Here is a 22,311-nt window from a genome sequence, read left to right on the forward strand (position 1 = left end):
GCCCCAGTGGGGCCGCCGGCATCGGCACAGGCGCTTGCGCCGCACATCTTTTCCCGAGACCGAAGAAGTTCCCGAGAGTGCGAGAGAGAGTATGACCACAATGACGCTGCCGACCACCGAACGAGACGAGCCCGCGGCATCCGCCCCGCTCATCTCGGTGCGTGACCTCACGGTCAGCTACAACATCGCCCGGACCGGTGCGACGCTCACCGCGGTCGACGGGGTGAACCTCGACGTACACGAAGGGGAGTTCGTGACCGTGCTCGGCCCATCGGGCTGCGGCAAGACCACGGTGATGAACGTGATCGCCGGGTTGGTCAAACCCACCAGCGGCGACGTGCTCGTCGATGGCCGCCCCGTGACCGGCCCCGGCCCAGACCGCGCCGTCGTGTTCCAGGACTACGCGTTGCTGCCGTGGCGCACCGTCTTCGACAACGTCAAGTTCGGCCTTGAGATGCAGAAGCAGCTCAAGGGCGATGGATGGCGCGAGCGCGTGCAGGAGGCCATCGAACTCGTCGGCCTCAAGGGCTTCGAGGCGTCGTACCCCAAGGAGCTCTCCGGCGGCATGCAGCAGCGCGTCGGGCTCGCCAGGGCGGTCGTCGCGGAACCGCGCATCCTGCTCATGGACGAACCGCTCGGTGCCGTCGACGCGCTCACCCGCGAGGTGATGCGGGCCGAGATCGAGAAGCTCATCGCCGCGACGGGCAAGACCGTGCTGTTCATCACGCACTCCATCGAAGAGGCGATCCTGCTCGGCGACCGCATTGTCGTCTTCAAGAGCAACCCGGGCGCCATCAAAGAGATCATTGAGACGAACCTGTCGCGCCCGCGCTCCGAGCGCAGCGTGCAGAGCGACCCCCGCTTCCTGGAACTGCGCGACCACCTCTGGGACGCGCTGCAGGCCGAGGCGACCCAGGCCGCGGTGGCGGGCGGGTCATGAGCGTCCTCTTCGCGAGCGGGCCGCGAACCGGAAGAGGAGGGCTCGCCGCCTGGCTCGCCGACCTCTCGACCGGGGGCAAGGCCGTCGTCATCGCCGTCGAAGTCTTCGTAGTGCTGCTGCTCTGGCAGCTCATCGTCGGCTACTGGGGGCTGGTCAACCCGGTGTTCTTCCCGCCGCCCCTCGCGGTCGCGCAGGGCTTCGCCGAGATCATCGCCAACGGCTCGCTTGCCGCGAACGCGGGAATCTCGGCGCAGGCGTGGCTCACCGGTTTCACGATCGCCGTGGTGATCGGCATCCCCGTCGGCCTGCTCATGGGCGCCTCGCTGCCGGTCGACAAGGTCGTCGGCCCGATCGCCTGGACGATCTATGCGACGCCGGCCATCGCGTACCAGCCGCTCGCGAAGGCCTGGTTCGGTTTCGGAATCGGGCCGGTGATCTTCTTGGTCGTGATCAGCGCGATGTTCCCGATCATGTTGAACATCGCGGCCGGGATGCGCACCACCAACCCGTCGATCCTGCGCGCCGGCCAGGTCTACGGCGCCAGCAAGATCGACCTCTACCGGCGGGTGTTCCTGCCGTCGACGGTGCCGTTCCTGTTCGCCGGGCTGCGCCAGGCGGTCGTGCTCGCCACGATCGGCATGGTCGTCGCGGAGCTCTCCGGCTCATCCAGTGGCATGGGCGCACTCATCGTCAGAGCCACCAACACCTATCAAACAGACCAGGCCTTCGCCGCGATCGGCGTCGTTGTCGCCTGGAGCGTCGGCATGACCGGCGTTGTGACGCTCGTCGAGCGCTGGGTCGCCCCGTGGACGAGGAAGGCACGCCGATGACCGCCACCGCCTCCATCGAAACGCTGAACGCGCCGCCGCGGCGCCGCGGTTCCGGACTGAGCAGCTGGACCACGGTGCTGCTCGCCGTGATCGCCGGCATCCTGCTCATCTGGGAGGCAGCCGTCTCGTGGCTGCATCTCGTGCCAGAGGCCTTCCTGCCGCCGCCGACGGCCGTGTTCGCGTCGTTCCTGCAGCTGCTCATTGATCCCGAGTTCTGGCAGGCCTTCGCCTACAGCATGCAGAACCTGCTGATCGGGCTCGTGCTGGCCGTCGTCGTCGGTGTCGTCGTGGGGCTCGCGGTCGGCTGGTCGCCGGTGCTGCGCTTCACCGTCGCGCCGTTCCTCTGGCTGCTGTACTCGACGCCGAAGGTGGCCCTCGCGCCGCTGTTCATCCTGGTGCTCGGGCTCGGCAGTGCCTCGAAGATCGCTCTCGTGTTCCTGCTGGCGGTGTTCCCGATCATCCTGAACACGATGGAGGGCGCCGTCACCGTGCAGGCCTCGCTGGTGAACGCCAGCCGGGTGTACGGGGTGAACGGGGTGGCACTCGGCTGGAAGGTCATTCTGCCCGCCACACTGCCCTACAGCCTCGCGGGAATCCAGCGGGGTGCGGCGCTCGGCTTCACCGGCGCGGTGCTCGGCGAGTTCCTCGGTGGCACCGGTGGCCTCGGGCACATGCTCGAGTTCGCGGCGTACCAGTTCGAGATGGACAAGGCGATCGCAATGGTCATCGTGATGGTCATCATCGCGAACCTCACGCTCGCGCTCATCTCGGGGCTGCGCAAGCGGCTCGCGCCCTGGTACGACGACCGACAGATCATGGGCCGGTAGGCCGCAACCCGAACGGAGCACCATGCGCAAAGACATCATCGTTCCCGAGGGCATCTACCCTCCCACGGCGCAGTTCAGTCAGGCGATCCGCGTCTCCGGCGGCGACCTCGTGTTCGTGAGCGGCATCATCGGCATGCGAGCGGATGGCTCGCTGCCGGAGACCACGCGCGAGCAGATCGAGGTCGCCTTCGAGAACCTCACGGCGGTGCTGCGTGCGGCGGATGCCTCGCCCGACGACGTCGTCAAGGTGAACGTTTTCATCGGCGAGGAGTTCCGCCTCCTGCGCGACGACCTGCGCGAGATCCGTGCCAGGTACTTCACGCACGACTTCCCGGTGTCGACGCTCGTGCAGGTTGCCGGCTTCGCCGGTCCCGACTACCGCTTCGAGATCGAGGCGATCGCGGCGGTGGAGGCACGCGAGCAGTAGCCGGGTTCGACGTAGACTGTCGGCCCCCGCGTCATGCGCGACAGCGGGGGCCGACTTCGTGGGGAGCGCGGCGTGAGACCGCCGCGGTTCGGGGGAGTAAGGGGAGCGCATGGAATTCGAGGGGGTCGTCGCCGGCCGGCGAATGGTTCGGCGGTACACGACCGAACCGGTGGCTCCGGCATCCGTCGACCGGATGCTGCGCAACGCCGTGCGCGCCCCCAACGCGGGATTCACGCAGGGCTGGGCGTTTCTGCGCCTGGACGAGCCGGAGGCGGTCGCCCGATTCTGGCAGTCGACGACGCCACCGCTCGAGGGCAAGGGCGAGAGCTCGTGGCTCCGTGGGATGCGTACGGCCCCCGTTGTGATCGTGCCGCTCTCCTCGAAGGCCGCGTATGTGCGCCGCTACGCCGAGGGCGACAAGGGGTGGAGCGAAGAGGAAGAGCCGCGCTGGTCGGTTCCGTACTGGCATGTCGACGCGGGGATGGCGGCGCTGCTGATCTTGCAGACGGCGGTGGACGAGGGGCTCGGTGGCTGCCTGTTCGGCGTGCCGGCCGAGCGCGTGGCCGCCTTCCGCGCCGCGTTCGATATCCCGCCGGAGTACGAGCCCGTCGGCGCGATCACCATCGGCCATGCCGAACCGTCGGGCACCCGCGGCGGTTCTCCCTCGCGTCGCGCGCGACGGCCCATCGACGAGGTCGTGCACCGGGGGCGTTGGGGCGGCTGAGGCTGCCGCTCGACCCCACGCAGCAACCCCGACACAGCAGAAGACCCCCGCCGGCATGCGCTCCGGCGGGGGTCTCCTCTTCAGTCGAGCCGAGACTCGACGGATGCAATCAGGGGTAGGGCAGCGTTGCCGGGCCGTCGTTGTTCGTGCCGACCAACTCCTGGGCCTTGTTGAGGTAGACGAGCTGGGACCGGTCGAACTCGATCGGCTCGAGCGACTGCGTCTCGATCGTGGTGTCCCATGCCTCGGTGTCGAAGTACAGGTTCGAGCAGGCGAGGTGGCCGTCCAGAACCCACGGGCTGTCGCTGCCGCGCAGCGCCTCGACGTCGAAGTCGTTCGCCTGGTAGATGTCGAGCACCGAGTCGACGTTTTCGGGGAATTCGCCCGGCGCCGGCGCCGTCATGTACCCGGTCGCCTTCAGCGTCGCGCGAAGGAATCGAACGAGGGTGTTCGGGTTCTCTTTCACCCAGCCGCTGCCCGCGACCTGCACGTCGTTCGCCCAGTTGCGCAGCGACTCGACGATGACGTTCGCGCCGTGCTCCTCGAGGGCCGGCAGGTCGTCTGCGTAGAAGGGCTGCAGCGCAATGCGGTCGTTCACGAAGAACTCCGTCCACGACTCGGAGCCGGGGCCGGGGTAGGCGATCTCGGTGTTGACGGTGTCGAGGTCCCAGCCCTCTTCCTTCAGCACGAGCTTGCGCTGGAACTCGGCCGGGTCGCCGGGTGTTCCGGCGAGCACGATGGTCTCACCCTCCAGGTCTTCAACCTTGGTGATGCCCGCCTGTGCGGCGAAGTCGAAGTTCTGGCGGCAGTAGTGGCCGCCGACGAGGTCGATGTCGACACCGCCGCGGATCGCCTCGATCACCGTTCCGGTCGACTCGACGCCGATGTCGGCGCTGCCGCTGGCGACGGCCGCCGTCACGTTGTCGGCCGTGATGACCTCGACGGTGAGGCCCTCGTCCTCGTAGTAGCCGAGGTCGGTCGCGAGGATGAACATCGAGTACATCGTGATGTCCGGGAACGGGATGGCGACGGTGATCTCGGTGTCCTCGGCGGCACCGGGCTCTCCGTCGGCGAGGGCGACGGGCTCGGAGCCGGCCGTGGCTCCGTTGTTTGCCGCGCATCCGGCGAGCAGTGTGAAGGCGGCAATGCCGGCGGCCACGCTGAGGCCGGTACGTTGGATGGATCTGCGCATGATGCTCCATTCTTGGCGGTGGGTTGCACGGGACGCTCGCTCAGTGTGAACGCCCCGCTTGCTGTGATGGATACCGTATCCAGAGTCCAGAGCCCTGTCTAGGAACTCGACAGATTCGTCACGACGCGGGGCCGCCCGTTCCGGCCCGCGAGGGCGGCCGGACCGCGCAGACCGCGGCCGCAGCAGAAGACACTAGACAGACTTCCTGCAAATTGGATACGGTATCCAATAGGTGTCGCGGGGCTGCGGCACGGTCGACACGTCGAGAGTGAGCAAGCGATGCAGGCAGCACTTCTCACCGCGCATGGCCTCGATGGCCTCTCCGTCACCGGGGCAGACGTGCCAACGCCGGGGATCGGCGAAGTGCGCATCCGCGTCGAGACCGTCGGCCTCAACCAGCTCGACCTCAACGTCATCTCCGGGCGGGGCCCTGGCGCCGCCGCGAAGCTCCCGCGCGTGCTCGGGCTCGACCCTGCCGGTGTCATCGACGCCGTCGGACCCGGTGTCGAGAGCTCCCGAATCGGCGAGCCGGTCGTCGTGAAGCCGAACATCCCGTGCGGCCGGTGCCCCCGCTGCAGCGCAGGTCGCGAAGCCGACTGTCCCACGCAATCCGTGGTCGGGGTGCACCGCGACGGCGGGGCGGCCGAGTACGTCGTCGTGCCCGCGCGCAGCGCCTTCGCACGCGGGTCGATCCCCGCGGCCCTCGCCTCTGCGGCCGTGCACAGCCTGCCGATCGTCATCAACGCCTTCGAGGCGGCAGCCGTCAGCCGGCACGACCGCGTGCTCGTGACCGGCGCGAGCGGCACCCTCGGCCAGCTGGCCGTCGCCTACGCGCGGCACCTCGGAGCCACCGTCGTCGCAGCATCACGCGCCCCCATCACGGGTGCAGCTGCTTCGGCCGCAGCCGACGGTGTGCGTACCGTGCTCGTCGACTCGCCGGCGATACTCGCAGACGCCGTGGCACTCGGCGGCGCGCCCGACGTCGTCATTGACGTCACCGGGCACGCGCCAACGCTCGCCGCAGCGATCACCGGCCTCGGCTGGGGCGGTCGCGCCGCTTTCTGCTCGGCATCGGTCGATGCCCACCTCGAACTCGACTCCCGTGACTTCTACATCAAGCGCAAGCGGCTGGCCGGGGTGGCGAGCGCCGACTACGCCCAGGTCGAGCGCGCCATCGCGCTCGTGGAATCCGGGGCGATCGTTCCGCCGATCGGCAGCCGCATCGCGCTCGCGGACATCGCACGCGCCTACCGCGACTTCGCCTCCTCTCCCGCCGGGAAGGTCATCGTCGATGTCCGTTGAACTCACCGACCGTGCGCGACTGCGCGCCTCGCGGCAGCCGTACCCGTGTGTGACATGGTGAGGCATCGCGGATCACCCCTGAGCGACACACGCCCAGACCCCTTCAGCGCCGAAGACCGAGAGGAACCGACCAGATGAGCGACGACCAGCCGCAACCTCGCGCAGACGAGGAGGCCGCCGCGGGCCCCCTGCGCGGCATCCGAGTCATCGAATTGGGGCAGTACATCTCTGGCCCCTACGCCTCGAAACTGCTCGCCGACCTCGGTGCAGACGTGATCAAGGTCGAGGCGCCGGAGGGCGACCCGATGCGCCGCTGGGAGGGCAACGGCACGATGAGCCCGCAGTTCGCCGCCTACAACCGCGGCAAGCGCGGGGTGACGCTCGACCTGAAGAGCGCAGAGGGGCTCGACGACCTGCTCGAGCTGGCGCGCACGGCCGACGTGCTGATCGAGAACTTCCGGCCCGGCGTCGCCGCTCGGCTCGGCTTCGGGCCCGACGTGCTGCACGACCTCAACCCGCGTCTCATCACGTGCTCGATCACGGGGTTCGGCGGCGGAGGGCCCTATGCGAAGCGGCCCGCGTACGACACCGTGATCTCTGCGGTCGGGGCGATGTACAGCCAGGTGGTGCCGGCCGACACCCTGCGGCCACTCGGCCCGGCGTTCTCTGACCTGCTCTCTGGACTGTCGGCTTCGCAAGCCGTTCTCGCGGCGCTGCACGCCCGCTCGGAGCGCGGCGAGGCGGGGGAGGGCGAGCACCTCGAGGTGTCGATGGTCGGCTCCCTCATCGACTTCCTCACCGAAGCCGCGTCGACGTTCCTCGAGACCGGCCAGGTCGCCGGGCCCGACTCCCGGCCGCGCCGGGCGCAGGCGTACGCGTGCGTCGGCTCCGACGGCAAGGCCTTCGTCATCCACATGTCGGTGCCCGAAAAGTTCTGGACCGGCCTCGTCGCGGTGCTCGGGGCGCCGGAATTGGCGTCCGACTCCCGCTTCGACACGCGCGAGGGCCGCGTGCACAACTACGACGCGCTCGACGCGGAACTCAAGGCCATCACCGAGCGGATGCCGCGCCAGCACTGGCTCGATGCGCTCGCCGCCGCCGACATCCCGCACGGCCCACTCAACACGGTCGCCGACCTGTTCGATGACCCGCAGGTGGCCTCGATGGGACTCGTCGAAGAGATCACCGGGCACGACGGCACACCGCTCCGGGTGCCCGCGCCGAGCACGATCTTCCACCGCAGCGGCCGACCCGCGCTGCACGCCGCGCCCGGGCTCGGTGCCGACAACGAGCGTGTGCTCAGCGAAAGGACTCCCGCATGAACATCGACGACGTCGTCGCCATCGACGTGCACACCCACCCGCAGACCGAGGAATTCCTCGCGGCGATGGGGCAGCGGCACCAGCAGATGGCGAAGCATTTCGGGCGCGAACGCCCCGTGGTGTCGTTTGCCGAGCAGGCCGACCAGTACCGTGAGCGCAAGATGATGGCCGTCATCGTGAACTCCGATTCCGAGACGACGTCGGGCATCAAGGGTGCGCCGAACGACCTACTCGGTCAGGCGCAGGTGGACCACCCCGATGTGTTCCTGTCGTTCGCGGGCATCGACCCGTGGAAGGGCGAGGCCGCCGTCGCCGAGATCCGTCGCATGCACGCCGAGTACGGCATCAAAGGCGTCGGCGAGCTCAACCCGTCGCGGCAGAAGTTCCTCGCGAACGACCGCCGGTTCTTCCCGATCTGGGAGACGTGCGCCGAGCTCGGGCTCGTCGTCATGTTCCACTCCGGATTCCCAGGGGCGGGGGCCGGAACACCCGGCGGTGGCGGTTACCGCCTCGAGAACGCGAAACCGGTGCCGTACATCGATGACGTCGCCGCGGAGTTCCCCGAACTCAAGATCATCAGCGCGCACCCGGCCTGGCCGTGGCACCTCGAAAACCTCGCGATGGTGTGGCACAAGTCGAACGTGTACCTGGACCTGTCGGGGTGGGCGCCGAAGTACCTGCCGCCGGAGGTCGTGCGCTATGCCGACTCGCTGATCAGTGACCGGGTGCTGTTCGGCTCGGACTGGCCGGTGATGACGGCCGACCGGTGGATGGACGAGTTCAACGAGCTGCCGTTCAAACCCGAGTCGCGCCAGAAGATCCTGCTCGACAACGCTCGCACGCTTTTCGGACTCTAAGGGGACACCATGGCGAAACTCGTAATGGCGGCGGTCACGCCCCACAACCCATTGCTCTGGCGCGCAATGCGCGAGCCTCTGCCCGACGACCTGCGGGGCGTCGCGGCGAACTTCGCGCTCATCCGCGACACGATCACCGAGCTCGGCGTCGACGTGATCATCGAGGTCGGCACCGATCACATCCGCCAGTTCTTCGGCGACAACCAGCCGGCGTTCCTCGTCGGTAAGGCCGAGAGCTACCACGGCACCTACGAGAACGAGGTGCGCACGTTCGGCATGGAGTACAGCGAGATCACGGGGCACCGCGAGCTCGCCGATCTCATCGCCGGGCGTGACGTGCTCACCGAGGCGATCGACTTCGCCGTCAGCCACGAGTGGCGCCTCGACCACGGTTTCACGATTCCGCTGCACTATCTGACGCCGAACTTCGACATCCCGATCGTGCCGATCAACGTGAACTCCACGCTGCCGCCGCTGCCGAGCCCGCGTCGCTTCGCCGCGCTGGGCGAGCACCTGCGCGACACCGTCGAGCGCTGGGACTCCGACGCCCGGGTGGCGATTCTGACGTCGGGGCACATGGCCACCGATGTCGGTGGGCCCAAGCAGTTCGCGGGTTCGCCCGACCCGGTGTTCGACGCCGAGGCGGTCGCGTGGATGCGCGACGGCGACCTCGAGGGCGCGATTCACGGCTGCCGCTATGAACGCATCATCGAGGCGGGCAACATCACCTACCAGTACGTCAATGCACTCACCGCGCTCGCCGCGATGGGCGGCGTGCCCGCCGACCTCGCCGAGGCGACAGAGTCGCGCTTCGCGTCGAGCCCGTTTTTCATGTGGAAGGCCCCGGTATGAGCAAGTACATGATCGACAAGTTCATGCGCGCCGTCGAGATGAGCGACGCGGCGGTCGACGCCTACGTCGCCGACACGGCCGGCTTCGTCGAAGCCTGGGAGACGGCATCCGGCGGCACCGATCGTCCGACCGACGATCGCACGCTCACCGCCGAGGAGCGCGCGGCGTTCATCGCGCGCGACTTCGAGGCGCTCTACGTGCTCGGCGCGCACCCGTATCTGCTCTGGCACTTCACCGAGGCGATCTTCACGCACGAGTTCACCGACACGTTCGGCTGGCGGGACCTCGTCGAGCGCTACCGGGCGGCCGTGACGCCGTACGGGGTGCCCGACTACATCGCCTAAGCGCCCGGCTGAGCACGCCCGGCTGGCCGCGCCCCTCGTGGGCAGCGCGGTCAGCGCGCGCGGTGGGCCAGGTCGAGCGCCGCGCCCGCGAGGGCGGCCGAGGTGTCGAGGTCATGCATCCAGAGGGGGCGGACGCGGCAACCAGCCCGTCCGCGGCCAGCCCGGCCACCGCGGCGGCATCGACTTCATCGAGGAGCCAGCCGTCGAGCAGCCCGCCCGCCGAGCGTGGCCCGTAGTGCCGGGCGACGGCTGCGGCATCCGTCTCGACGCCGATCGCGGCGAGGCAGGCGTCGGCCATGCCGCGCACCACGGAGCCGCCGATGATGGGCGACACCCCGACGACGGGTGCCGCGGTGGCGGCCAGCGCCTCGCGCATGCCCGGGATCGCGAGGATCGTGCCGATCGACACCACCGGGTTCGACGGGGCGATGAGCACGACATCGGCGTCGGCGATCGCCGCCAGCACGCCCGGTGTCGGCCGTGCGACCTCGAGGTGTTGCTGTTCGAAGCCACGGGCCGGGATGCCCGCGCGGTGCTTCGTCCACCACTCCTGGAAGTGCAGACGGTCGCGCCCGCCGACGCGCTCGTCGCTCGCATCGACCACAACGTGGGTGTCGACCTCGGTGTCGGTCGCGGGCAGCAGGTGCGCGCCGAGCGGCCACCGCTGCTGCAGACGCTCGCCGACCTCTGTCGGCGTCAACCCCTCGCGCAGCCACGACGTGCGAGCCAGGTGCGTGCCGAGGTCGAGGTCGCCGAGGGTGAACCAGGGCCACCCGACGCCCCATGCGCGCAGCTCGGCCGAGACCCGTTCGCTCTCGCCGGCACGCCCCCAGCCGCGTTCGGTGTCGTTCACGCCCGCGAGCGCATAGAGCAGCGAGTCGAAGTCGGGCATGAGCCGCACGGCCGAGAGCCAGAGGTCGTCGCCGGTGTTCACGACGACCCTGATCGACGCGGATGTCGCGGGCCCGGCCCCGTCGGAACCGGTGCCCGGTGTGCCAGCAGGCGCGGGCCAGCGGCGCGCGCACTCCTCGCGCACTCCGCGCACGAATCGTGCGCCCCCGACCCCGCCAGCGAGCACCGTGATTTTCATGCACTCAGCCTAGGTCGAAAGCACTGCGCGGCCGGACGCCCGCCGCACGGGGAGGGAAGAGGCTGGGGATTGCCTTGGGGGCGTGGTGGATGGCCCGACCGGGGCGTAGCGTGAGGCCATGCGCGCTCAGAGCTCCAGTACACAGGGCAGCGCGGCGTCCCGCAGCTTCAGCCGCTGGATCCCCGCGATCGTGGCCCCACTCGTCATCGGTGTCGGCGTCGTGCTGGTGCCACTGCAGGCCAGCGCGGCGGTCGACCTGCCAGACAAGACCCCGGCCGAGCTGATCCAGTTCGCGGCGGAGAGCCCGGCGCAGCCGCTTTCCGGCACCATCAAGCAGACCTCGGAACTCGGCCTGCCCGACCTCTCGGGGCTGAGCGGGCTGATGGGCGGCGCCCCCGGTGCCGGCCAAGGAGGAGAGCCGGCGGTATCCGCCACCGACCTCGCCGACGTCGTCTCGCTGGCCCTCGGCACGCACACAGCGCGCGTCTACGTCGACGGCTCAAACGCGCGCCTGCAGGTGCTCGACCCGCTCGCCGAGCGCAACGTCTACCGCACCGCCGAGGGCGTCTGGGTCTACGACTCCTCGGCCAAGGCAGCCACCCACCTCACCGTCGACCATGCGGCCGTCGAGGCACTGAAGGCCGACCTGAAGGCGGGTCACGCGGCGGATGCCGGGGCGAGTGCCCCCGTGACGACCCCGCAGGCGATGCTCGACCAGGCCCTCGCCGCGCTCGACTCCTCGACCGCCGTCACCGTCGGAACAGATGCCCTCGTCGCCGGCCGCGCCGCCTACGAGCTGGTGCTCACCCCACGCGACAGCCACACCCTCGTCGGCCAGGTCTCCGTGGCGATCGACGGCAAGACCGGCACGGCGCTCGCCGCCTCCGTCACCGCCCGTGGGGCGAGCTCGCCGGCGTTCAACGTCGCATTCACCGATGTCAGCTTTGCGGCCCCGGACCCCGCGGTCTTCGCCTTCACCCCGCCGGCCGGAACCACCGTCACCGAGAAGGCGGTTCCTGTTCCGACCGCCGCTGAGCTCCAGCAGGCGAAGAGCGGCGCCGGCTCCAGCGCTGACGCCGCTGCCCAGCCGATTGTGCACGGCACCGGCTGGACCTCCGTCGTCGAACTGCCAGCCGGGGCGCTGGGCGCAGCCGGGGCGACGGCGGGCGGTGCCGCGGCATCCGGCGTGCTCGACACCCTGACGCAACCCGTCGACGGCGGGCGCGTGCTCACCACCTCGCTGGTGACCGTGTTCTTCACCTCCGACGGGCGCGTGTTCGCGGGCGCCGTGGACACCGCGACGCTGCAGGCCGCCGCGAGCGGGCACTGACGGGCGCCCGGGCGTGACGGACCTCGCGATCGAGACCAGTGGGCTGTCCAAGCGCTTCCGCACGCAGATGGCCGTCGACGGTATCGACCTCGCGGTTCCGAGCGGCTCGGTGTTCGGCTTCCTCGGCCCGAACGGCTCCGGCAAGACCACGACGATCCGCATGCTGCTCGGTCTGGTCGCGGCCAGCGGCGGCTCGGCTCGGGTACTCGGCGCCGAGATGCCCCGTGGGGTCGCCAGCGTGCTGCCCCGGGTCGGCGCGCTCGTGGAGGGGCCGGCCTTCCTGCCCTACCTCTCCGGCGCCGCGAACCTGCGCCGACTCGACGCGGCCGACCCCGGTACGGGGCACCGCAGCCGCTCGACCCGGGTTGCCGACGCCCTCGACCGGGTCGGCCTCGCGCACGCAGCGACCAAGAAGGTGCATGCCTACTCGCTCGGCATGAAGCAGCGGCTTGGGCTGGCGAACGCCCTGCTCATGCCCCGCGAGCTGCTCGTGCTCGACGAGCCGACCAACGGCCTCGACCCGCAGGGCACCCGCGAGGTGCGCAACCTGATCCGCTCGCTGGCCGGCGATGGCACCACGGTGTTCGTCTCCAGCCACTTGCTCGCCGAGGTCGAGCAGGTCTGCAGTCACATCGGCGTAATGCGTGCGGGGCAGCTCGTGACGCAGGGCACGCTCGAGGCGTTCCGCAGCACGGGTGTGGCCAGTGTGCGCCTGCACACCCCCGATGGCGCGCTGGCCCGCATGGTGCTGGCCCGCCTCGGGCTCGTTGTGGACGAGGCCGCCGGCGCCGGGCCGGTCGAGGCCGTGGATGCCGCGGCGCCCGACGGCACTCGGCTGGTCATCGCCCGGCTCGACGCGACCCCGCCGGAGACCGTCGTCGCGGAGCTCGTCGCCGCAGGGGTGCGCGTGCGCGGCTTCGAGGCGGCGCACCCCAGCCTCGAGCAGCGCTTCGTCGAACTGACGGGGGAGGGGTTCGACGTTGTCCAGTAACCAGCAGGCAACTGTGCCCGCGGCATCCGCCCGGCCGGCCAAGGCCGCAGAACGCCGTGGCAACACGGCCGCGCTGCTCGGCTCCGAGCTGCTCACGCTGTTCCGGCGCCGCCGCACCGCCGCCCTGATCGGGGCGCTCGCACTCATCCCGATACTGATCGGCGTCGCGGTCAAGATCGCCGGCGAGAGCAGCAGTGGCCGCGGGCCGGCGTTCCTCGACCTGATCACCCAGAACGGCCTCTACGTCGGCCTGACCGCGATCACCGTCGCGACCCCGCTGTTCCTGCCGCTGACGATCGGCGTCATCGCCGGCGACACGATCGCGGGTGAGGCCAGCCACGGCACCCTGCGCTACCTGCTCATCGCGCCGGCCGGGCGGCTCCGCCTGCTGCTGGTGAAGTACCTGAGCGCCGGCGTCTTCTGCCTCGCCGCGAGCCTGACGGTGCTCGTCGTCGGCACGCTGGTCGGCTGGGTGCTGTTCTCGATCGGCCCGCTCACCCTGCTCTCCGGCACAACGGTGACCGTCGGCGAGGGGCTGCTGCGCCTGCTCGGCATCGCGGCCTACATCAGCGTCTCGCTGCTCGGGCTGTCGGCCATCGGGCTGTTCCTCTCCACACTGACGACGGTGCCGGTCGGCGCCATGGCTGGCACCGCGATCCTCGCCGTCGCCGCGCAGATCCTCGGCGCGCTGCCGCAGCTGGACTGGCTGCACCCCTGGCTGTTCACCGACCACTGGTTGAGCTTCGCCGACCTGCTCCGCGACCCGGTGCAGTGGGCGTCCTTCGGCGACAACGCCCTGTTGCAGGCCGGCTACATCGTGGTCTTCGGCGCGCTCGCCGCCGGCCGGTTCCTCAGCAAGGACATCCTGTCCTGAGTGCGTCGCGCTGCGACGCGAAAGGCGGCAGCCCCTTCCCGGGCAGCCTGCGAAACCGTGACCGATGCGTGGCCGGGTGCGCGCTGTTGGCTTCGGTCGCTGGAGCTCCCTCGAGCCAACGGGCGAGGGATGCCGGCGGTTTCGACAGGCTCAACCAGCGGGAAGCAGGCTCAACCGGCGGGAGGCGGGCTCAACCAGCGAGAGCCAGACGCAGCCAACGGGCGAGGGATGCCGACGGGAGGCAGGCTCAGCCAGCGTGAGGCAGGCTCAGCTGGCGAGAGGCGGACTCAGCCGGCGGGAGCCGGCGCTACGCCTCCAGCGTGTAGAACGCGCGCGGCCCGGGCAGTGCCGCCGACGCGATGGCGGCGGCGACCGAGTCGGCATTGGAGCGCACCATGCCGGCCGTGACGCGCACGAATCCGGGCCCGACGCCCGGCACCGAGGAGACCCCGCCGACGGCTGCATCCGTGTGCACGGCACCGCCGGCCAGGAACGGCGACCCGGGAGCGACGCGGATGCCGGCCGCCGCCAGCTGCACCAGCGCGGCACGTTCGTCGGCCACCGGCAGCCAGATGTTGATGCCGTCCGGCAGGGTGCTCGGGGTCGTTCCGATGCCGGTCGACGCGTGCACGCCGACCCGCGCCAGCTCGGCGTTCAGGGCCTTCTGCCTGGAGTAGTACTGCCGGCGCGCCTCGGTCACCTCGTCCAGGGCGGTGCCGTCGGTGAGCAGGTCGGCGAGGATGCGCTGCACCATGCGGGAGGTCCAGCCCGGGCCGAGCATGCGCCGCGAGACGATCTTGTCGATCAGCGCGGCCGGGCCGCCGAGCGCGGCGATGCGCAGGTCGGGGCCGTGCGACTTCGAGAAGCTGCGCACGTGCAGCACCTGGTCGGGGATCCACCGGCCGAGGCTCACCGGGGCGGCCGTGCTGATCTGACCGGAGTGGTCATCCTCGACCACGATGAGGCTGGAGCCGTTGCGGGAGGAGCGGATCACGCGGGCCAACTCCTGCGCACGCTCGGCCGTCATCGAGGCGCCGGTGGGGTTCTGCGCGCGCGGCTGCAGCACGAGCGCCGACGGCCCCTGCCGCAGTGCGGCGGCGAGCGAACTCGGCACGATGCCGAACTCGTCGACCGACACCGGCACGACCGAGGCGCCGAGCGCGCTGACCAGGTCGAAGAAGGCGGGGAAGCCGGGACTCTCCAACACCACCCGGTCGCCGAAGCGCACCACCGACTCCAGGCTGCGCGAGACGGCGTCCTGGGCGCCGTCGACGACGGTGAGCGACTCGGCCCGGTAGGGCCAGCTCTCGTCGAGAATTCGGCCGAGCTCTGGCACAACCGGCAGCTCGTGGTAGCTCGAGGTCTCGGCCCGCAGCGAGACGCGGGAAAGCGCGGGGCCGAGGGCGGGCAGCAGCAGCGGGTCGGGGGTTCCGTGCGAGAGATCGAGGTGGCTGGCATCGTCCGGCAGCTCGCCGCCGCCGACCAGGCCGAGCATGCGCGGAGGCAACCAGGTCTGCGGATGCTGCCGCACAAAGCTCCCGGCCCTGCCCCGCGATTCGATGAGGCCGGCTTGGTTGAGCGCCTGCCAGGCGTGGCTCACCGTTGCCGGGCTGACCCCCAGCAGTGTGCCCAGTTCGCGAACCGTCGGCAGCCTGTCTCCAGGCACCAGTTCCCCGCTGGTGACCCGCCTGGCGATGGCCGCGGCGATGCCGCGCGGGGTGGGATCGTCGATCTCATTCCAGAACTCATTCACGGAAACTCTTGCCTTTCCGGCACCTTCGGCAACATGATGATTAACGCGTGTGTCACACACTGAAACAAAAGAGAAATGTTTACGCCGAACAATAACAGAATGAGCAACGAAGCTCGGTTCGGCTAAACCGCTCGGCGTTGGTGACTCCCGTGAATTGCCAACGCCGGCACCCCGCGACGCAACACGCAACGCGGCTCAAACCCTGTTTGAAATCGGCGCAAGTGGAGGCAAAATGACCGGCGACACCCCCAAAATCGTTCGTGCAGCACTCACCCAGACCACCTGGACCGGCGATAAAGAGTCCATGCTCGACAAGCACGAGCAGTTCGCCCGCACCGCGAAGGAGCAGGGCGCTCAGGTGATCTGCTTCCAGGAGCTGTTCTACGGCCCCTACTTCGGCATCACCGAGGATGCGAAGTACTACGACTACGCGGAGCCCTCCGACGGCCCGATCGTGCAGCGCTTCGCCGCCCTCGCCAAGGAACTCGAGATGGTGATGGTGCTCCCGATCTACGAGGAAGACCAGCCCGGCGTTTACTACAACACCGCCGTCGTGGTCGACTCCGACGGCACGATCCTCGGCCAGTACCGCAAGCACCACATCCCCCACCTCGACAAGTTCTGGGAGAAGTTCTACTTCCGTCCCGGCAACATGGGCTACCCCGTCTTCAACACCTCCGTCGGGCCCATCGGCGTCTACATCTGCTACGACCGGCACTTCCCCGAGGGCTGGCGTGAGCTCGCCCTGAACGGCGCGCAGATCGTGTTCAACCCGAACGCCACCAAGCCGGGCCTCTCCAACCGGCTCTGGGAGATTGAGCAGGCCGCCGCGGCCGCCGCCAACGGCATGTTCGTCGCCGCCTCCAACCGCGTCGGCCGCGAGGACAACGAGTACGGCGACCTCGCCGTCACGTTCTACGGCTCCAGCCAGGTGCTCGACCCGCGCGGCAACTGGGTCGGCGAGCTCGGCTCCGCCACCGACGAGGAGGTGCTGGTGCGCGACCTCGACATGAGCCTGGTGCGCCAGGTGCGCAACGACTGGCAGTTCTTCCGCGACCGCCGGCCCGAGTCCTACACCTCGATCCCGAAGCCGTAACCACCAACAGAACGAGAAGAGGACCAGGAAAAGGGGAAACGACATGGCAACGACCCTCATCACCGGCGGCACCGTGGTCACCTCAACGGGCCGGGCGGAGGCCGACGTGCTCATCGACGGCGAGCGCATCGTGGCGGTGCTGGCGCGCGGCAGCGTGCTGCTCGGCACCGACCTCACGGCCGGCGTCGACACCGTCATCGACGCCACCGGCAAGTATGTGATCCCCGGCGGCATCGATGCGCACACGCACATGTCGCTGCCGTTCGGCGGCACCGCGGCATCCGACAACTTCGAGACGGGCACCCGGGCAGCCGCCTGGGGCGGCACGACGACCATCATCGACTTCGCCGTGCAGACGCACGGTCAGAAGGTGCAGGACGGCCTGGCCACCTGGCACGGAATGGCCGCTGGCCAGTGCGCCATCGACTACGCGTTCCACCAGATCGTCGGCGACGTGAACCCGGAGTCGTTGCTGGCGCTGCGCGGCCTGCCCGATGAGGGCATCTCGAGCTACAAGATGTTCATGGCCTACCCCGGCGTCTTCTACAGCGACGACGCCCAGATCCTGCGGGCCATGCAGGTGGCAGCCGACACCGGCATGATGACGATGATGCACGCCGAGAACGGCCCGGCCATCGACGTGCTCGTCGAGCAGCTGCTCGCGCAAGGCAAGACCGACCCGTACTACCACGGGGTCGCTCGCGCCTGGCAGATGGAGGAGGAGGCCACGCACCGCGCCATCATGCTGGCCAACCTCACCGGGGCGCCGCTGTATGTCGTGCACGTGAGCGCGAAGCAGGCCGTTGAGCAGCTGGCCGCGGCCCGCGACAACGGCCAGAACGTGTTCGGCGAGACCTGCCCGCAGTACCTCTACCTCTCGTTGGAGGACCAGCTGGGCGCATCGAGCGACGAGTGGGGCAACTTCGAGGGTGCCAAGTGGGTGTGCTCGACGCCGCTGCGTTCCAAGGAGGAGGGCCACCAGCACCACATGTGGCAGAGCCTGCGCACCAACGACATCCAGATGGTCTCCACCGACCACTGCCCGTTCTGCATGAAGGGGCAGAAGGATCTGGGCCTTGGCGACTTCTCCAAGATCCCGAACGGCATCGGCTCGGTCGAGCACCGCATGGACCTGCTCTACCAGGGCGTCGTCGACGGTCAGATCTCGTTGGAGCGCTGGGTGGAGATCACCAGCACCACCCCGGCGCGCATGTTCGGCCTGTACGGCAAGAAGGGCGTCATCCAGCCCGGTGCCGACGCAGACATCGTCGTCTACGACCCGAACGGGCACACCTCGATCGGCTACCCCGTCGATAAAGACGGCAAGCCGACCGGGCGCAGCCACCACATGAACATGGACCACTCCGCCTGGGAGGGCTACGAGATCGACGGCCACGTCGACACCGTGCTCTCACGCGGCAAGGTCGTCGTCACCGACCGGCAGTACGTCGGCCAGAAGGGTGACGGCCAGTTCGTCAGGCGGGGGCTCAGCCAGTACCTGATCTAGAGCACGCCGGCGGATGCCGGAGAAATCCGGCATCCGCCCCATAGACACACAGACACGCGATTCGGCACACTTCGTTAGAAACGGGAACCAGATGGATTTTGGAGCGGTACTGCAGACCAACCCACCCTCGGCGCGCACGGTGCAACTGGCCAAGCTGGCAGAGGACCACGGCTTCAGCCATGTGTGGACCTTCGACTCGCACCTGCTCTGGCAGGAGCCGTACGTGATCTACAGCCAGATCCTGGCCGAGACGCGCAAGGTCATCGTCGGCCCGATGGTCACCAACCCGGCCACCCGGGACTGGACGGTCACCGCCTCGCTCTACGCCACCCTCAACGAGATGTACGGCAACCGCACCATCTGCGGCATCGGCCGCGGCGACTCCGCCGTGCGCGTCACCAACGGCGCCCCGACCACGCTGAAGACGCTGCGGGACTCCATCCACGTCATCCGTGAGCTGGCCAACTCGCGCTCGGTCGAGTACAACGGCTCCACTCTGCAGTTCCCGTGGAGCGTCGGCTCCAAGCTCGACGTCTGGGTGGCCGCATACGGTCCGCTCGCGCTCAAGCTCACCGGCGAGGTCGGCGACGGCTTCATCTTGCAGCTGGCGGATGTCGACATCGCCGCGTGGATGATCAAGACTGTGCGGGCTGCGGCAGAGGCGGCCGGGCGCGACCCGATGTCGATCAAGTTCTGCGTCGCCGCCCCGATGTACATCGGCGACGACTGGGAGCACATGCGCGACCAGTGCCGCTGGTTCGGCGGCATGGTCGGCAACCACGTGGCCGACATCGTGGCCAAGTACGGCGCGCACGGCGATGTGCCGGAGGCGCTCACCGACTACATCAAGTCGCGCGAGGGCTACGACTACAACGAGCACGGCCGCTCCGGCAACACGCACGCCAGCTTCGTTCCGGACGAGATCGTCGACCGCTTCTGCATCATGGGCACCGCCAAGGAGCACATCGAGAAGCTCGAGGCGCTCAAGGCGCTCGGCGTCGACCAATTCGCCGGCTACCTGCAGCACGACAACAAAGAGGAGACGCTGCGGGTATACGGGGAGACGATCATCCCGGCCCTCAGCGATCACATCACGGCCAAGGCATGACAGTGACGAACGCAGAAGCTGGAGGAGGTGGCACCGGTCTCGAGACCGGGTCACCAGGCCTCGATACGGCCGCGGGCGGCCTACTCGACCAACGGTCTGGGGCCGAAAACCCCGCTGGTCGCGGGAACCCCGCTGGTCGCGGGAACCCCGCTGGTCGCGGAAACCCCGCTGGTCGAGTAGCGAGGAACGAGCGTATCGAGACCAAGGCGCGCCAGACACCGCGCGGCGCCCGGGAGCTGCAGGTGTGGGCGTACGGCGCACTCGGCCTGGCCGCGATCGTCATCGTCTGGGAGCTGTACAAGCTGCTCGCTCCCGCCGACGGCGTCGTGATCGGCGAGCTGCGGGTGCTGCCGCGCACCACCGATCTGTCCATGCCGCACATCTGGGACATGCTGGCCCGCCTGTTCGAACCGGTGACCAGGGCTGAGGGCGCTGCCCCGCTCTGGGCGGCCGTCGGCGCCGGCGCCCTCGTCACCCTCGGCATCGCCGCCGTCGGCTGGCTGGTCGGCCTCGTCGTCGGCGTCGGCCTCGCCCTGGTGATGCTGCGCTGGCGGCTGGCCGAGTGGGGCCTGCTGCCCTGGATCATCCTCAGCCAGACCGTGCCGCTGATCGCCTTCGCGCCGATCGTGCGCAGCTGGGGCTCCAAGATCCAGATCGGCGGCTTCGAGTGGGCCGACTGGATGTCGGTCGCACTCATCGCCAGCTACCTCGCCTTCTTCCCGATCGCAATCGGCGCGCTGCGCGGACTGCAGTCGCCCGACGTGATCCACACCGAACTGATGCACAGCTACGGCATCGGCTGGTGGCGCACGCTCGTGAAACTGCGCGTGCCGGCATCCGTGCCCTACCTGCTGCCCGCACTGCGCCTGGGCGCGGCCAACGCCGTGATCGGTGCCGTCGTCGCCGAGGTGTCGACCGGCCTGCAGGGTGGCCTCGGCCGCATCCTCATCCAGTACGCCGGCCAGGCCAGCGGCGACCCCGCCAAGGCATGGGGGCCGATCTTCGGCGCCATCGTGCTCGGCCTCGTCGTGGCGGGCTCCATCGCCCTGCTCGGCGTCTTCCTCAAGAACTACCGACGCGTGGAGGTCAACGCATGACTCACATCTCACAGACCGCCGCAGCCGCCGACGCTGTCACGGCCGATGCCGTCACCGTCGTCGGCGTCGACAAGACGTTCGAGACCCGCAGCGGCCAGGTGCGCGCCCTGCAAGGCATCGAGCTCTCGGTCAAGGCCGGCGAGTTCGTGTCGCTGATCGGACCGAGCGGATGCGGCAAGTCGACCCTGCTGCGCATCATCGCCGACCTCGACCAGCCCAGCACCGGCCGCGTCGCCGTGTTCGGCAAGAGCGCCGGCCAGGCCCGGCTCGACCAGGACTACGGCATCGCCTTCCAGCAGGCCGGCCTGCTGCCGTGGCGCACGGTCGCCGCGAACGTCGCTCTGCCGCTCGAACTGCACGGCGTCGCCGCCGCGGCCCGCGCCGCCCGGGTTGCCGAGCTGCTCGACATGGTCGGCCTGACCGAGTTCGCCGACCGCTACCCCGACCAGCTCTCCGGCGGCATGCAGCAGCGCGTCGCCATCGCCCGCTCGCTGGCCGAGAATCCGAAACTGCTTCTCATGGACGAGCCGTTCGGCGCCCTCGACGAGATGACGCGGGAGCGGATGCAGACCGAGCTGGTGCGCATCTGCGCCGAGACCGGGGCGGCCGTGGTCTTCGTGACCCACTCCATCCCCGAGGCCGTCTACCTCTCTGACCGGGTCGTCGTCATGTCGGCGCGCCCCGGCCGGATTCAGGAGATCGTGACGATGCGCCTGGACGACGAGCGCACGGAGTCGCTGCGCGAGGACACCCGCTACTTCGAGATGATCACCGCGGTGCGCGAGGCATTGCACGGCGGAAACCCGGGCACCGGCGGCATCCAGACGGCGGGCCTCGGCACGGCATCCGTGCCGGTGAACGTGCGCGGGGCGGAGACCCGCTGATGAGCTCCGCGACGGTATCGAGAACGGGCGCGGCGCCCGGCAGGAAGCCGATGAGTGCGCGCACCGAGCGTGTGCTGCGCATCGTCGCGCCCATCTCGGTCGGCGTGATCGTGCTCGGTGTTTGGCAGTTCCTGGTCAGCGTCGTCGGCGTCAGCGAGTACCTGCTGCCGAGCCCGGCATCCATCGCCACCCAGTTCGTGGAGTACCTGCCGTCGATCCTCTCCGCCATGGCCATCACCGGAACGAACGCCCTGATCGGCCTCATCGTCGGCTCGATCCTCGGCATCGGTCTGGCGGCGCTGGCCGCGAACTCGCGCCTGGCCGACGGTATGAGCGCGCCCATCGTCGCCTCGATCGCCGTCATCCCGATCGTCGCCCTCGCCCCGGTGCTGAACTCGATGTTCGGCGCGGACAGCCAGTTCAGCCGACAGGCCATCGCGGCACTCGCCACCTTCGTTCCGATCTTCATCAACACGCTGCGGGGGTTCCGGCAGACGCGGGCCGTGCACCGCGACCTGATGCGGGTCTACGCCGCGTCCTCCAGCCAGGTGCTGCGGACGGTGACCCTGCCGACGGCGAAACCGTTCATCTTCACCGGCATCCGCATCGCCTCATCGCTGGCCGTCATCTCGGCCCTCGTCGCCGAGTACTTCGGCGGCCCGCGGGGCGGGCTCGGCGGCCTGATCTCGACGTCGGCCGCCTCCAGCGCCTATGCCAGGGCGTGGGCCTACGTCGTGGCATCCATCGTTCTCGGCCTGCTCTTCTACGTCGCGACGCTCGCGCTCGAACGCCTCGCCAATCGGCGCGGGGGCGGTTCGTAGCCCACACAACGTCCTCGGCCCACCCGGCGCCGAGGCGACCACAACCCAACACAACGCACGGCAAGGCAAGGCAACGCACGACAAGGCAACGCACAGCAACACAGGCACCACGGCACCAACAACATCTAGGGCAGGGAAAGGAC

Annotated in this window: 22 protein-coding genes; 19 read left to right on the plus strand and 3 right to left on the minus strand. The window is 69.4% G+C overall.

Annotation, left to right across the window (positions count from 1 at the left end; genetic code table 11):
• The first annotated feature begins 91 nt into the window (after nt 1-91).
• The 5 genes from AWU67_RS15895 to AWU67_RS15915 all read left to right on the plus strand — a co-directional run bounded on the left by AWU67_RS15895 (nt 92) and on the right by AWU67_RS15915 (nt 3,748).
• Complete coding sequence (locus tag AWU67_RS15895; protein WP_199922311.1) at nt 92-940, plus strand: ABC transporter ATP-binding protein; 849 nt, start codon at nt 92-94, stop codon at nt 938-940.
• Entirely contained in the window at nt 937-1,770 is an 834-nt protein-coding gene (locus AWU67_RS15900) for an ABC transporter permease (RefSeq protein ID WP_067231324.1), read from the plus strand. The genes AWU67_RS15895 and AWU67_RS15900 overlap by 4 nt, the downstream gene beginning before the upstream one ends.
• Nucleotides 1,767-2,597, plus strand: coding sequence for an ABC transporter permease (locus AWU67_RS15905; RefSeq protein WP_067231328.1), 831 nt, complete (start codon nt 1,767-1,769; stop codon nt 2,595-2,597). Before AWU67_RS15900 ends, AWU67_RS15905 begins: the two co-directional genes overlap by 4 nt.
• A gap of 22 nt (nt 2,598-2,619) precedes the next feature.
• A complete protein-coding gene (locus tag AWU67_RS15910; protein WP_067231332.1) occupies nt 2,620-3,024 on the plus strand; it encodes a RidA family protein in 405 nt (134 codons plus the stop codon).
• A gap of 109 nt (nt 3,025-3,133) precedes the next feature.
• Complete coding sequence (locus AWU67_RS15915) at nt 3,134-3,748, plus strand: nitroreductase family protein (protein WP_067231334.1); 615 nt, start codon at nt 3,134-3,136, stop codon at nt 3,746-3,748.
• 109 nt (nt 3,749-3,857) lie between these two features.
• Here AWU67_RS15915 and AWU67_RS15920 read toward each other — a convergent pair whose 3' ends face one another.
• Nucleotides 3,858-4,940: an ABC transporter substrate-binding protein gene (locus AWU67_RS15920; protein ID WP_129586751.1), complete on the minus strand. Its 1,083-nt coding sequence runs from the start codon at nt 4,938-4,940 to the stop codon at nt 3,858-3,860.
• 279 nt (nt 4,941-5,219) lie between these two features.
• On the opposite strand from AWU67_RS15920, the gene AWU67_RS15925 reads away from it, so the two are divergent.
• From AWU67_RS15925 to AWU67_RS15945, 5 genes are all read left to right on the plus strand, one after another.
• A complete protein-coding gene (locus AWU67_RS15925) occupies nt 5,220-6,242 on the plus strand; it encodes an alcohol dehydrogenase catalytic domain-containing protein (protein WP_067231339.1) in 1,023 nt (340 codons plus the stop codon).
• Nucleotides 6,243-6,376: 134 nt separating this feature from the next.
• Nucleotides 6,377-7,564 carry a CaiB/BaiF CoA transferase family protein gene (locus tag AWU67_RS15930; protein WP_067231342.1) on the plus strand — a complete coding sequence of 396 codons (1,188 nt, stop codon included), beginning with the start codon at nt 6,377-6,379 and terminating at the stop codon, nt 7,562-7,564.
• Complete coding sequence (locus AWU67_RS15935; protein ID WP_067231345.1) at nt 7,561-8,421, plus strand: amidohydrolase family protein; 861 nt, start codon at nt 7,561-7,563, stop codon at nt 8,419-8,421. The genes AWU67_RS15930 and AWU67_RS15935 overlap by 4 nt, the downstream gene beginning before the upstream one ends.
• Nucleotides 8,422-8,430: 9 nt before the next feature.
• Complete coding sequence (locus AWU67_RS15940) at nt 8,431-9,273, plus strand: hypothetical protein (protein ID WP_082717083.1); 843 nt, start codon at nt 8,431-8,433, stop codon at nt 9,271-9,273.
• Entirely contained in the window at nt 9,270-9,617 is a 348-nt protein-coding gene (locus AWU67_RS15945) for a hypothetical protein (protein WP_067231351.1), read from the plus strand. Before AWU67_RS15940 ends, AWU67_RS15945 begins: the two co-directional genes overlap by 4 nt.
• Here AWU67_RS15945 and cofD read toward each other — a convergent pair.
• Nucleotides 9,532-10,707 carry a 2-phospho-L-lactate transferase gene (cofD, locus tag AWU67_RS15950; RefSeq protein ID WP_199922312.1) on the minus strand — a complete coding sequence of 392 codons (1,176 nt, stop codon included), beginning with the start codon at nt 10,705-10,707 and terminating at the stop codon, nt 9,532-9,534. The two genes, AWU67_RS15945 and cofD, sit on opposite strands and share 86 nt — an antisense overlap.
• Nucleotides 10,708-10,825: 118 nt before the next feature.
• Here cofD and AWU67_RS15955 point away from each other — a divergent pair, with 118 nt between their 5' ends.
• From AWU67_RS15955 to AWU67_RS15965, 3 genes are all read left to right on the plus strand, one after another.
• Nucleotides 10,826-12,037: a LolA family protein gene (locus AWU67_RS15955; protein ID WP_067231353.1), complete on the plus strand. Its 1,212-nt coding sequence runs from the start codon at nt 10,826-10,828 to the stop codon at nt 12,035-12,037.
• A gap of 67 nt (nt 12,038-12,104) precedes the next feature.
• Nucleotides 12,105-13,028 carry an ABC transporter ATP-binding protein gene (locus tag AWU67_RS15960; RefSeq protein WP_082717213.1) on the plus strand — a complete coding sequence of 308 codons (924 nt, stop codon included), beginning with the start codon at nt 12,105-12,107 and terminating at the stop codon, nt 13,026-13,028.
• Nucleotides 13,018-13,902: an ABC transporter permease gene (locus AWU67_RS15965; RefSeq protein WP_082717084.1), complete on the plus strand. Its 885-nt coding sequence runs from the start codon at nt 13,018-13,020 to the stop codon at nt 13,900-13,902. The genes AWU67_RS15960 and AWU67_RS15965 overlap by 11 nt, the downstream gene beginning before the upstream one ends.
• A 307-nt stretch (nt 13,903-14,209) precedes the next feature.
• On the opposite strand, the gene AWU67_RS15970 is transcribed toward AWU67_RS15965, so the two are convergent.
• Nucleotides 14,210-15,655 (minus strand): PLP-dependent aminotransferase family protein, encoded by a 1,446-nt coding sequence (locus AWU67_RS15970; protein WP_067231363.1) that lies wholly within the window; start codon nt 15,653-15,655, stop codon nt 14,210-14,212.
• Nucleotides 15,656-15,887: 232 nt separating this feature from the next.
• Between AWU67_RS15970 and AWU67_RS15975 the strand changes: the two genes are divergently transcribed.
• From AWU67_RS15975 to AWU67_RS16000, 6 genes are all read left to right on the plus strand, one after another.
• Nucleotides 15,888-16,751 carry a nitrilase-related carbon-nitrogen hydrolase gene (locus AWU67_RS15975; protein ID WP_129586752.1) on the plus strand — a complete coding sequence of 288 codons (864 nt, stop codon included), beginning with the start codon at nt 15,888-15,890 and terminating at the stop codon, nt 16,749-16,751.
• Nucleotides 16,752-16,794: 43 nt separating this feature from the next.
• Entirely contained in the window at nt 16,795-18,258 is a 1,464-nt protein-coding gene (hydA, locus tag AWU67_RS15980; RefSeq protein ID WP_067231365.1) for a dihydropyrimidinase, read from the plus strand.
• A 91-nt stretch (nt 18,259-18,349) separates the two neighbouring features.
• Nucleotides 18,350-19,366, plus strand: coding sequence for a TIGR03842 family LLM class F420-dependent oxidoreductase (locus tag AWU67_RS15985; protein WP_067231368.1), 1,017 nt, complete (start codon nt 18,350-18,352; stop codon nt 19,364-19,366).
• Between the two features lie 242 nt (nt 19,367-19,608).
• A complete protein-coding gene (locus tag AWU67_RS15990; RefSeq protein ID WP_335339017.1) occupies nt 19,609-20,463 on the plus strand; it encodes an ABC transporter permease in 855 nt (284 codons plus the stop codon).
• Nucleotides 20,460-21,347, plus strand: a complete 888-nt coding sequence (locus tag AWU67_RS15995; RefSeq protein WP_067231372.1) for an ABC transporter ATP-binding protein — start codon at nt 20,460-20,462, stop codon at nt 21,345-21,347. Before AWU67_RS15990 ends, AWU67_RS15995 begins: the two co-directional genes overlap by 4 nt.
• 50 nt (nt 21,348-21,397) lie before the next feature.
• Nucleotides 21,398-22,168: an ABC transporter permease gene (locus AWU67_RS16000; RefSeq protein WP_129586753.1), complete on the plus strand. Its 771-nt coding sequence runs from the start codon at nt 21,398-21,400 to the stop codon at nt 22,166-22,168.
• The last annotated feature ends 143 nt before the right edge of the window (nt 22,169-22,311 follow it).

The sequence above is a fragment of the Microterricola viridarii genome (genome assembly GCF_001542775.1).
Classification (GTDB): Bacteria; Actinomycetota; Actinomycetes; order Actinomycetales; family Microbacteriaceae; genus Microterricola; species Microterricola viridarii_A.

Coding starts and splice junctions, on each gene's coding strand:
- AWU67_RS15930 (WP_067231342.1), top strand. CDS start 6,377: ATGAGCGACGACCAGCCGCAACCTCGCGCAGACGAGGAGGCCGCCGCG.
- AWU67_RS15895 (WP_199922311.1), top strand. CDS start 92: ATGACCACAATGACGCTGCCGACCACCGAACGAGACGAGCCCGCGGCA.
- AWU67_RS15900 (WP_067231324.1), top strand. CDS start 937: ATGAGCGTCCTCTTCGCGAGCGGGCCGCGAACCGGAAGAGGAGGGCTC.
- AWU67_RS15935 (WP_067231345.1), top strand. CDS start 7,561: ATGAACATCGACGACGTCGTCGCCATCGACGTGCACACCCACCCGCAG.
- AWU67_RS15975 (WP_129586752.1), top strand. CDS start 15,888: ATGACCGGCGACACCCCCAAAATCGTTCGTGCAGCACTCACCCAGACC.
- AWU67_RS15955 (WP_067231353.1), top strand. CDS start 10,826: ATGCGCGCTCAGAGCTCCAGTACACAGGGCAGCGCGGCGTCCCGCAGC.
- AWU67_RS15905 (WP_067231328.1), top strand. CDS start 1,767: ATGACCGCCACCGCCTCCATCGAAACGCTGAACGCGCCGCCGCGGCGC.
- AWU67_RS15995 (WP_067231372.1), top strand. CDS start 20,460: ATGACTCACATCTCACAGACCGCCGCAGCCGCCGACGCTGTCACGGCC.
- AWU67_RS15925 (WP_067231339.1), top strand. CDS start 5,220: ATGCAGGCAGCACTTCTCACCGCGCATGGCCTCGATGGCCTCTCCGTC.
- hydA (WP_067231365.1), top strand. CDS start 16,795: ATGGCAACGACCCTCATCACCGGCGGCACCGTGGTCACCTCAACGGGC.
- AWU67_RS15910 (WP_067231332.1), top strand. CDS start 2,620: ATGCGCAAAGACATCATCGTTCCCGAGGGCATCTACCCTCCCACGGCG.
- AWU67_RS15945 (WP_067231351.1), top strand. CDS start 9,270: ATGAGCAAGTACATGATCGACAAGTTCATGCGCGCCGTCGAGATGAGC.
- AWU67_RS16000 (WP_129586753.1), top strand. CDS start 21,398: ATGAGTGCGCGCACCGAGCGTGTGCTGCGCATCGTCGCGCCCATCTCG.
- AWU67_RS15920 (WP_129586751.1), bottom strand. CDS start 4,940: ATGCGCAGATCCATCCAACGTACCGGCCTCAGCGTGGCCGCCGGCATT.
- AWU67_RS15960 (WP_082717213.1), top strand. CDS start 12,105: ATGGCCGTCGACGGTATCGACCTCGCGGTTCCGAGCGGCTCGGTGTTC.
- AWU67_RS15915 (WP_067231334.1), top strand. CDS start 3,134: ATGGAATTCGAGGGGGTCGTCGCCGGCCGGCGAATGGTTCGGCGGTAC.
- AWU67_RS15985 (WP_067231368.1), top strand. CDS start 18,350: ATGGATTTTGGAGCGGTACTGCAGACCAACCCACCCTCGGCGCGCACG.
- AWU67_RS15940 (WP_082717083.1), top strand. CDS start 8,431: ATGGCGAAACTCGTAATGGCGGCGGTCACGCCCCACAACCCATTGCTC.
- cofD (WP_199922312.1), bottom strand. CDS start 10,707: ATGAAAATCACGGTGCTCGCTGGCGGGGTCGGGGGCGCACGATTCGTG.